Origin of the sequence: Halobacillus rhizosphaerae, assembly GCF_046719735.1 — a bacterium.
Taxonomy (GTDB): Bacteria; Bacillota; Bacilli; order Bacillales; family Halobacillaceae; genus Halobacillus_B; species Halobacillus_B rhizosphaerae.
The window spans coordinates 1-5,725 of record NZ_JAUTWQ010000030.1; the positions used below are offsets into that span (position 1 = coordinate 1).

Sequence of the window (5,725 nt, forward strand, 5' to 3'; positions counted from 1 at the left end):
CGATCCCCGTGAGAGTAGGACGTCGCCACGTCAAGTTGAGAGAACCAGAAGCCAAAGCTTCTGGTTTTTTTTGTATAGGCATAAACATATAATAATCCAGTGAAATCAGGAGGTTTTTTTATGCAAGGGGCAGGAATATTAAATGAGCATTTAATCGTATTTCTAATTCGCATCCTTGTGGCCTTATTATTATCAGGGACCATCGGTTTCGAAAGAGAAATTAAAAATCATTCAGCTGGATTTCGAACGCATATCTTAGTAGGAGTGGGTTCGTGTTTAATGATGCTTCTATCCCTTTATGGTTTTGAAGCCTATATGGATCAATATGAAAATGTCCGATTTGACCCGGCCAGAATTCCTTCCTATGTTATTAGCGGCATTGGATTTCTGGGTGCAGGATCAATCATTGTGAATGGAAGTACGATTCGAGGTTTAACTACTGCTGCTTCTATTTGGACGGTTGCCGGATTAGGCTTAGTTGTAGGAGCTGGAATGTATGATTTAGCAATTTTAACTACGGTAATCGTGTTATTAAGTCTTATCTTTTTAAACAAGATAGAGAAACAATATTTTGGGAATCATATGAGAAATCATTTTCTGGTAGTGGGCGAGCAGGAATTGAAGATGAATGAACTTTTGATTATTTTTGAAAAAGCTGAGGTAAACATAAGAAGAATTGAAATTAACCAGGAGGTTCCCGTCCAAAGAAAGATATTAATTGAACTTGAAAAAAATCAGCAATTTAATGATGCTGTATTAGCCGATCAATTATCAAAGGTCAAAAATGTTATTCACGTTAAGCATAGAAGATAGCGAAACTGCACAAAAAATTATGTGCAGTTTTCTTTGTTTTAGGATAAAGAATTTCAGGGAATGCTGAGTGATGTACTGAAAACTTTTTAGTTGCGTGCTCGTTAAAAATGAGTATAATGTAATTAAGGTCAAAGATAGTCAAAGTCAAAAGAGGGGGAGGGAAGATGCGGAATATATCCGACATCATTGAAGAATATTTAAAAGATATTCTTGATAAAGAACAAGCAAAGACCATTGAAATTAAGCGGAGTGAAATAGCCGATCAATTTCAATGTGTGCCTTCTCAAATTAATTATGTGATTAAAACCCGGTTCACTGTGGAAAAAGGTTATATAGTGGAAAGTAAACGCGGTGGCGGAGGCTATATTCGAATCAGACGAATTCAGCACCGTAATGAAGCGCAAATGATTGAAGAAATATTAAAAATGATTCAACCGAGCGTGACTCAAACGGCCGCTGCAGGAATTGTGGAAAGATTACTTGAAAATAAAATGATTACAACTCGTGAAGCAAAGATGATAGCAAGTGTGATGGATCGGGAAGTTTTAGCATTTCCCCTTCCGTTAAGAGATGAAATTCGCGCAAGAATCATGTCAGCTATGCTAATTACATTAATGTATAAAAGCTAACACAGGAGGGAGTGGGGGTTATGGAATGCCAAGAATGCCATCAACGTCCAGCAACTGTGCATCTTACTCAAGTCATAAATGGTCAAAAGACCGAAATTCATGTTTGTGAACAATGTGCGAAAGAAAAAGGATATATGAACTACGGTGAAGAAAACTTTACATTAAACGATCTCTTATCTGGAATTTTCTATTCAGAAGGAAATTCACCGCTTGGTGGACAGAAATCACAGGCACAGCCGCCTTCTACCCACTTGAAGTGCCCTGCCTGTGGGTTAACCTATCAAGAGTTTGCAAGAATAGGAAAGTTCGGATGTGCAGATTGTTATAAAACATTTGATGACCGCTTAAATCCGATTTTTAGACGTGTGCATAGCGGCAATACTCGTCACGACGGAAAGATACCGCGAAGAGAAGGTGGAAATTTACACCTGAAACGGCAAGTAGATGAGTATAAATCGCAGCTCCAGCGGTTAATAGAAAAAGAGGAATTTGAAGAAGCAGCTAAGATAAGAGACGAAATCCGCTCAATTGAAAGTCAGCTTCATAATGGGGAGGATGGTGAATAAAGATGTCCTTGCAGCAATTTATGAATGAAGCAATCAGTCCCTGGATGAAAGAAGAAGGCCCTGACAGCGATATAGTATTAAGCAGTCGTATACGATTTGCCAGAAACTTCTCTCAGTTCCCTTTCCCGATTATAGGATCGGAGGAGGACTTAGAAAAAGTACTCGATGTGTTTAAGCGGGAATTTGATCAAAAGTCTTTTCGAGACTATAAAGATTTCGAAATTATTCAAATGAAGGATCTGCAGCCGATTGAGAAACGAGTGCTTGTGGAGAAGCATATCATCAGCCCGCATTTGGTGGAGAATTCCAAACACTCTGCAGCAATGATCTCTCAAAATGAACAAGTTTCCGTAATGATTAATGAAGAAGATCATATTCGCATACAATTATATTTCCCAGGGTTTCAACTTGATCGGGCGCTGGAGCAAGCGTCTCAGCTGGATGACTGGCTGGAAGAGAAAGTGGATTATGCTTTTGATGAAAAAAGAGGTTATTTAACCGCCTGTCCTACTAACGTGGGAACAGGTATGAGAGCATCGGTTATGATGCACTTGCCTGCTTTAGCGATTACCCAGCAAATAAATCGAATGACTCCGGCAATTAATCAGCTGGGATTAGTAGTTCGAGGGATTTATGGAGAAGGCAGCGAAGCTCTTGGAAACATTTTTCAAATATCAAACCAGATTACTCTTGGGAAATCAGAGCCGGACATTGTTGAGGATTTGCATAGTGTTGTAAAACAACTGATCGACCAGGAGAGGCGGGCTAGACAGGCAATTATGAACAGGTCCAGCACCCACTTGGAAGATCGGATATTTCGTTCCTATGGTGTCTTAAAGCACAGCAGAATCATAGAGTCTAAAGAAGCAGCGAAGTGTTTATCTGATTTACGCCTCGGAATTGATCTTGGTTTTATAGATCATATACCGAAGACGATTTTAAATGAGCTAATGATTTTAACTCAACCCGGATTTTTGCAACAATATGCTAAATCGACGCTCACCCCTGATGAAAGGGATGTAAGAAGGGCGTCGCTAATTCGAGAAAGACTTCGCTTAGAAAACGAAGAATAAAGCTAGGAGGGATTGTCCATGATGTTTGGGCGTTTTACAGAAAGAGCACAGAAAGTACTCGCGCTTGCACAAGAGGAAGCAGTCCGTTTAGGTCATAACAATATTGGAACTGAGCATATCTTGCTTGGCTTGGTTAGTGAAGGTGAAGGCATTGCAGCTAAAGCGTTAACTGCTTTAGGATTGGAAGCCGCCAAAATTCAGCAGGAAGTAGAAAAACTGATTGGCAAAGGTGAAAAGGTTTCACAAACGATCCATTACACACCACGTGCAAAGAAAGTGATTGAACTTTCCATGGACGAAGCTCGTAAACTAGGTCACTCTTATGTAGGGACAGAACATATTCTTTTAGGTTTAATCCGTGAAGGAGAAGGTGTGGCAGCCCGTGTGCTAAACAATCTAGGTGTCAGCTTAAATAAAGCCCGCCAGCAGGTCTTACAGCTCCTTGGAAATAACGAATCAACCGGCGGTCAGAATCGTCGTGGAAGCAGCGCTGGTCAAGCAGCAAATGCTAACACCCCTACGCTTGATTCGCTGGCTCGCGACTTAACAGCCATTGCTAAAGAAGGAAATATAGATCCGGTAATCGGAAGAAGTAAAGAAATTGAGCGTGTTATTCAGGTATTAAGCCGTCGTACTAAAAATAACCCCGTGCTGGTTGGTGAACCAGGTGTTGGTAAAACGGCGATTGCAGAAGGCTTAGCTCAACAAATTATGAATAATGAAGTTCCGGAAATTCTGCGTGAAAAGCGTGTCATGACCCTCGACATGGGTACTGTAGTAGCTGGCACAAAATACCGAGGCGAATTCGAAGACCGCTTGAAGAAAGTGATGGAAGAAATCAGGCAGGCGGGAAATATTATTCTCTTTATTGATGAACTTCACACCTTGATTGGGGCTGGTGGTGCAGAAGGAGCTATTGATGCTTCTAACATTCTAAAACCTTCATTAGCCCGCGGTGAACTGCAATGTATTGGTGCGACTACTCTTGATGAGTATCGTAAATATATTGAAAAAGATGCCGCACTTGAACGCCGCTTCCAGCCGATTAAGGTAGAGGAACCAAATCTTGATGAATCTGTTCAAATTCTACAAGGTTTGCGTGATCGCTATGAAGCGCACCACCGAGTAACTATCACAGATGATGCCATTGATTCAGCGGTGAGATTTTCAGACCGTTATATCACGGACCGCTTCTTGCCGGATAAAGCAATAGACTTAATTGATGAAGCTGCTTCTAAAGTAAGACTACGTTCTTACACTGCTCCGCCGAACTTGAAAGAGCTTGAACAGAAGCTGGAGGAAGTTCGTAAAGAGAAGGATGCAGCTGTTCAGAGTCAGGAATTTGAGAAAGCGGCATCCCTGAGAGATACAGAGCAGCACTTAAGAGATGAACTTGATCAAACCAAAGACGAATGGAAAGAAAAACAAGGTCAGGAAGATTCAGAGGTAACTGTAGAAGATATTGCTTCTGTCGTATCTACTTGGACGGGAGTTCCTGTTTCTAAAATGACGAAAGACGAAAGTGAACGTCTTCTGCATCTTGAAGATACGCTTCATAATCGCGTGATTGGTCAGGAAGAGGCAGTCAAGTCAATCTCTAAAGCTATCAGACGTGCTCGCGCAGGTCTTAAAGATCCAAAACGTCCAATCGGATCCTTTATTTTCCTTGGACCAACCGGGGTAGGTAAAACAGAACTTGCCCGCGCCTTAGCTGAGAGCATGTTCGGAGAAGAAGATGCAATGATTAGAATTGACATGTCTGAATATATGGAAAAACACAGTACTTCTCGTCTAGTAGGTTCACCTCCTGGTTATGTTGGGTATGAAGAAGGCGGACAGCTTACTGAAAAAGTAAGAACCAAACCTTATTCTGTAGTATTGCTTGATGAAATCGAAAAAGCTCACCCAGAAGTCTTTAATATTCTTCTTCAAGTACTTGAAGATGGCCGGTTAACAGATTCTAAAGGCCGGGTGGTAGATTTCCGTAATACGGTGCTTATCATGACTTCAAACGTTGGTGCTCAAGAGCTGAAAACCAATAAATATGTTGGTTTCTCCATGGACGAATCAAGTCAGAACTATAAAGACATGAAGTCTAAGGTGACAGATGAGCTGAAGAAAGCGTTCCGTCCTGAATTCTTAAACCGTATTGATGAAACAATTGTTTTCCATTCTCTGGAAAGAAAACACATGAAAGATATTGTTACTCTTATGGCGGAACAGCTTAAAAAACGTCTCCTTGAACAGGAAATTGACTTTACACTGTCAAATGAAGCTATCGAGCATATCGCCGATAAAGGCTTTGACCCTGAATATGGAGCCCGTCCGCTTCGTCGTTCGATCCAGAAGAACGTAGAAGACTTGTTATCAGAAGAATTGTTAAGAGAAAATATTGCCAAAGGGCAAAAAGTAAAAATTGATTTGGATGATAATAAGGAATTCGTGGTTCATAAGCAGGAAGAAGCTAATACTTTAAGTAAAAACGACTAAATCATTTGGTTGAAAAATCGGAGGGCCGCCTGCCTTCCGATTTTTTTTGCGATAAATAAATTTAATTCAGGACAAATCGCACTCTAAAGATTTATTATGAGAGTAGAGGGTGTGAAGTAACCTGGAAGATGTAGAATATAAATAATTATTTTGG

Annotated in this window: 5 protein-coding genes; all 5 read left to right on the forward strand. The window is 40.6% G+C overall.

Annotation, left to right across the window (positions count from 1 at the left end):
• Positions 1-120 precede the first annotated feature (120 nt).
• Positions 121-813: an MgtC/SapB family protein gene (locus tag Q7A53_RS20110; protein ID WP_411791002.1), complete on the forward strand. Its 693-nt coding sequence runs from the start codon at positions 121-123 to the stop codon at positions 811-813.
• Between the two features lie 164 nt (positions 814-977).
• Positions 978-1,442: a CtsR family transcriptional regulator gene (locus tag Q7A53_RS20115; RefSeq protein WP_411791003.1), complete on the forward strand. Its 465-nt coding sequence runs from the start codon at positions 978-980 to the stop codon at positions 1,440-1,442.
• Positions 1,443-1,462: 20 nt separating this feature from the next.
• The gene (locus Q7A53_RS20120) at positions 1,463-2,008 is read left to right on the forward strand and encodes a UvrB/UvrC motif-containing protein (RefSeq protein ID WP_411791004.1); all 546 of its coding nucleotides are present in this window, start codon (positions 1,463-1,465) and stop codon (positions 2,006-2,008) included.
• Between the two features lie 2 nt (positions 2,009-2,010).
• Positions 2,011-3,081 (forward strand): protein arginine kinase, encoded by a 1,071-nt coding sequence (locus Q7A53_RS20125; RefSeq protein ID WP_411791005.1) that lies wholly within the window; start codon positions 2,011-2,013, stop codon positions 3,079-3,081.
• A gap of 18 nt (positions 3,082-3,099) precedes the next feature.
• On the forward strand, positions 3,100-5,571 hold the full coding sequence (gene clpC, locus Q7A53_RS20130; RefSeq protein WP_411791006.1) for an ATP-dependent protease ATP-binding subunit ClpC: 2,472 nt from the start codon (positions 3,100-3,102) through the stop codon (positions 5,569-5,571).
• Positions 5,572-5,725 lie beyond the last annotated feature (154 nt).

Coding starts and splice junctions, on each gene's coding strand:
- Q7A53_RS20110 (WP_411791002.1), top strand. CDS start 121: ATGCAAGGGGCAGGAATATTAAATGAGCATTTAATCGTATTTCTAATT.
- Q7A53_RS20115 (WP_411791003.1), top strand. CDS start 978: ATGCGGAATATATCCGACATCATTGAAGAATATTTAAAAGATATTCTT.
- Q7A53_RS20120 (WP_411791004.1), top strand. CDS start 1,463: ATGGAATGCCAAGAATGCCATCAACGTCCAGCAACTGTGCATCTTACT.
- Q7A53_RS20125 (WP_411791005.1), top strand. CDS start 2,011: ATGTCCTTGCAGCAATTTATGAATGAAGCAATCAGTCCCTGGATGAAA.
- clpC (WP_411791006.1), top strand. CDS start 3,100: ATGATGTTTGGGCGTTTTACAGAAAGAGCACAGAAAGTACTCGCGCTT.